This is a genomic window from uncultured Porphyromonas sp., assembly GCF_934359325.1.
Classification (GTDB): Bacteria; Bacteroidota; Bacteroidia; order Bacteroidales; family Porphyromonadaceae; genus Porphyromonas_A.
In genome coordinates this window covers 1-4,167 of the sequence record NZ_CAKRLH010000146.1, presented here as the reverse complement: position 1 = coordinate 4,167, position 4,167 = coordinate 1, and the positions used below count along the sequence as shown (strand labels likewise).

Below are 4,167 nucleotides of genomic sequence, written 5' to 3'. Positions count from 1 at the left end.
CTCGGGCTGGTCTTCCTCCTCTACCTCGTCGTGATGATGGGCGTCTGGATAACGCTGGTGATGCGGGTCTCATGGTTCCGTCAGATCAGCCTCTGCATCTGTGCGGCGCTCTGGACATCGGTCACCCTGGGACTGATGCCGGCCGAGTGGACCGACGGGTGGTTTTTCCTCCCCGGAGGAGTCTTTGGACGCGAGGCAGCGACCTTCCTGACGATGCATATAGGTATTGTGGGGGCACTCCTGCTGATGAGCTTCCTCCTGATCCTGCTGCTGGTGATCACCTTTAGTTCCCTCATGCAGCGATACGCCTCATTCTCTAAGAAAAGGAAGGAGGCAAATGCCCTCGCGGACGAGCAGGAGAGTGCGGAGGAAGTGGTAGACAATAATGAGACCACCATACTTGAGGACGCCGGCGACGAAGTGACCGGGGTCCAAGAGGAGACGGATGAGGAGAAGATCGAAGAGGTGCCGGAGCCGATCGTGACGACCGCTGGCACCACGGGGAAGGTGAGTGTCAGCAGGCCGGAACCGGTGGCTCCCACGACCCCCTCCGACGAGATCGAGGTGATCGACGCCCGACAGACTGACGAGCTTCCCGGGAGCTCCTCTCTGACGACCGCCCAGCAGCTGGTGCGGGAGCAGGGCGAGTATGACCCGACACGCGACCTCGCAGACTACCACTACCCTACCCTCGACCTACTCAAGGACTACGGCAGCGACGACGGGGAGATCGACATGGAGGAGATCAATGCGAATAAGCAGCTGATCCTCGACACACTCAAGAGCTTCCGGATCGAGGTGAATAAGATCTCCGCCACCGTCGGTCCGGCGATCACGCTCTATGAGATCGTCCCGGCAGCAGGGATCCATATCTCCCGCATCCGGAGTCTGGAGGACAATATATCGATGAGCCTCTCTGCGCTCGGTATCCGCATCATTGCGCCGATCCCCGGCAAGGGAACCATCGGCATGGAGGTGCCCAATAAGCGACCCCAGATCGTCAGCATGCGGGGCGTGCTCGCTTCTCCCGCCTATCGGGAGACGAAGATGGAGCTCCCGGTGGCACTCGGTCGCACGATCACGAATGATGTCCTACTCTTTGACCTTGCCAAGGTGCCACACCTCCTCGTGGCGGGTGCCACAGGACAGGGAAAGTCTGTGGGGCTCAATGCGATCATCATGTCCCTGCTCTACAAGAAGCATCCCTCCGAGCTGAAGTTTGTGATGATCGACCCGAAGATGGTCGAGTTTAGCATGTACTCCCGGGTGGAGAAGCTCTTCATGGCGAAGATCCCGGACGAGGATCAGGTGATTATCACTGACACGAAACGCGCCGCCGACACCCTCACCTCCCTCTGTCAGGAGATGGACGACCGGTACGAGCTACTGGCAGCCGCCTCCTGCCGCAATATCGTGGAGTACAATAGGCGATTTAGGAACCGGGAGCTTAATCCTGAGAATGGTCACCGCTTCCTGCCCTACATTGTCCTGATCATCGATGAGTACGGTGATCTACTACTGACTGCGGGTAAGGAGATCGAGCTGCCGATCACCCGCCTGGCTCAGAAGGCACGCGCCATCGGCATCCACGCCATCATCGCGACACAGCGACCGACGGCGAGCATCATCACCGGCGCGATCAAGGCCAACTTCCCCGGGCGTCTCGCCTTCCGCGTCACCTCGCAGGTGGACTCCCGCATCATCCTCGACTCCGGCGGAGCCAATAGGCTGGTCGGCAAGGGAGATGCGCTCTACCAGTCCGGCACAAAGCTGACCCGCGTGCAGTGCGCTTTTGTCGACACCCCTGAGGTGAATGGCGTGGTGGACTTCATCGGCGAGCAGCGCGGCTACCCGACGGCGTACGAGCTGCCGGAGGTCACCCAGGAAAGTGAGGGTGGTGCTGCAGGTGGGGACGGTTCGATTGACCCGAACGAAAGGGACAATCTCTTCGACGTGGTAGCGGAGCGCATCGTGGCGGAGGGTCGCGTATCGATCTCACTGATCCAGCAGCTCTTTGCCATAGGATACAACCGCGCTGCCCGGCTCTGCAACCAGCTGGAGGCGGCAGGCATCATCAGTAAGCCGGACGGACGCGGCTCGCGCGATCTCCTTGTGACGACACAGGAGCAGCTCGAGCGGATCCTCCATCCGGAGATCTAAAGCACACAATATATATTATGTCCTTTTCATCCACCCACATATTCTTTTGGCTCCTTTTCGTCGCATTCTGCGCCACGACCGTAAGAGCACAGACAGCAGACGTGCTTGACAAGTCCATCGAGCGACTTCAGGCTAAGGAGGGACTGCAGGTAGGCTTCCGAATGACCCTCGAGGACGTGACTACAGACTGCAAGTACTACGCCGTGGGACGGCGGTTTTACTACGACTCTGAGGAGGTTAAGGCGTGGTACGACGGCACGGATCTCTGGGTCTACGTCAAGCAGAGCGGGGAGGTCAATCTCTCCACACCGCACAAGGAAGACCTGATGGAGATCAATCCGCTACTCAATCTCGAGGGCGTGAGAAAGAATGCCTTCTCCCTCACGAAGAAGAGGGAGGGCAAGAATACCCGCGTCATCGCGGTGCCTCGTAAAAACGGGAAAAACCGATACGACGGCTCGCTCGCCAGGCTCGAGGCGCTGATCGCACCCGACGGTCGCCCTATCTCCCTTCGTCTGGAGGAGAAGGGGCTTATGGAGCCGGTGCTGATAGAGGTGACCCGATTTGAGGAGGGGAAGTTTAGGGAACTGAAGGACAGTTCATTTTTTAGATACACTCCTGAGAAGGTCAAGGGAGCAACACTGATAGACTTAAGATAAATCGTCATGAATACCGAGAAGAATACTCAGACAGACATCCTGATCATCGGCTCTGGTCCTGCGGGATACACCGCTGCTATCTATGCTGCGCGCGCCAATCGCTCTCCCATTGTCATCGAGGGACTACAGCCGGGCGGACAGCTGACGGAGACCACCTCGATAGAGAACTTTCCCGGCTACCCCGAGGGCGTGGGAGGCTTCGAGATGATGGATGACCTGCGTAAGCAGGCTGAGCGGTACGGTGCAGATGTCCGCTCTGGGCTGGTCTCTGAGATAGACCTCAGCGGTCGCCCCTTCGTTGCCACCGTAGATAGCGAGTACACCATTACCGCCAAGTCTGTGATCATCGCCACCGGCGCCTCTGCCAAGATGCTCGGACTGCCGGAGGAGAAGAAGTATATGGGTGCCGGCGTTAGTGCCTGCGCTACCTGCGACGGGTTTTTCTACAAAGGCAAGACCGTTGCCGTCGTCGGCGGTGGAGACACAGCCTGTGGCGACGCGATCTATCTCTCCAGCCTGGCGAAGAAGGTCTACCTCATCGTCCGCCGAGATGAGCTGCGTGCTAGTCAGGTGATGCAGGATCGGGTCCTGGAGACGGAGAATATCGAAGTGCTCTGGAAGCATCAGGCTGAGGGACTCTTCGGGGAGCCTACCGTACAGGGAGCGAAGTTGGTGGTGAATAAGGGCGAAGCGGATGAGCGTCGCACAGAGATTGCGATCGATGGATTCTTCGAGGCTATCGGACATAAGCCCAATACCGACTTCCTGAATGGTCAGCTGAAGCTCGATGAGCATGGGTTTATCCTCACGAAGGATAGTGGTGACCCGGCTACTGAGATCGATGGCGTCTATGCCGCCGGTGACGTGGCTGACTCCGTCTATCGTCAGGCTGTATCCGCAGCCGGCATCGGCTGCCGTGCGGCTATCGCAGCTGACAGGTTCCTCAAGATGAAAGGTGAGTGATGAAGATCCTGGGAAATATTATCTGGTGGATCTTCGGCGGACTGGAGACCGCCATCGGCTACATGACGGCGGGGCTGGTGCTCTGCCTGACGATCGTAGGGATCCCCTTTGGCTTTCAGCTCTTCAAGATCGCTGCTGTGATGGTCTTCCCCTTTGGGAGCAAGGTGAGCGAGTCGAGCGGAGGGTTGGGGAGCACATTCCTCAATATCCTCTGGTTTATCCTCGGAGGCATCTGGATCGCCCTCGTGCACTTCCTCTTCGGGATCCTCCTCTGCATCACGATCATCGGGATCCCCTTCGGGAAGCAGCACTTCAAGTTTGCGGGGATTGCACTTCATCCCTTCGGTCGAGAGATAGAAGTGGGTCTATGAGCATAGGCAGGACA

Annotated in this window: 4 protein-coding genes; all 4 read left to right on the top strand. The window is 58.3% G+C overall.

The window, feature by feature from the left end; all coding sequences use genetic code 11:
- Window positions 1-2,160 (top strand): DNA translocase FtsK (locus Q0F21_RS05895; protein ID WP_297238252.1); only part of this gene is annotated, 2,160 nt, incomplete at its 5' end.
- A 17-nt stretch (window positions 2,161-2,177) separates the two neighbouring features.
- Window positions 2,178-2,819 (top strand): LolA-like putative outer membrane lipoprotein chaperone, encoded by a 642-nt coding sequence (locus tag Q0F21_RS05890; RefSeq protein WP_297238251.1) that lies wholly within the window; start codon window positions 2,178-2,180, stop codon window positions 2,817-2,819.
- A 6-nt stretch (window positions 2,820-2,825) separates the two neighbouring features.
- Window positions 2,826-3,782 (top strand): thioredoxin-disulfide reductase, encoded by a 957-nt coding sequence (gene trxB / locus Q0F21_RS05885; protein ID WP_297238249.1) that lies wholly within the window; start codon window positions 2,826-2,828, stop codon window positions 3,780-3,782.
- Window positions 3,782-4,153, top strand: a complete 372-nt coding sequence (locus tag Q0F21_RS05880; RefSeq protein WP_018107509.1) for a YccF domain-containing protein — start codon at window positions 3,782-3,784, stop codon at window positions 4,151-4,153. The genes trxB and Q0F21_RS05880 overlap by 1 nt, the downstream gene beginning before the upstream one ends.
- Window positions 4,154-4,167 lie beyond the last annotated feature (14 nt).

Bases quoted from the DNA above. Each gene is read 5' to 3' on its own strand.
- Q0F21_RS05890 (WP_297238251.1), top strand. From the start codon at position 2,178: ATGTCCTTTTCATCCACCCACATATTCTTTTGGCTCCTTTTCGTCGCA.
- trxB (WP_297238249.1), top strand. From the start codon at position 2,826: ATGAATACCGAGAAGAATACTCAGACAGACATCCTGATCATCGGCTCT.
- Q0F21_RS05880 (WP_018107509.1), top strand. From the start codon at position 3,782: ATGAAGATCCTGGGAAATATTATCTGGTGGATCTTCGGCGGACTGGAG.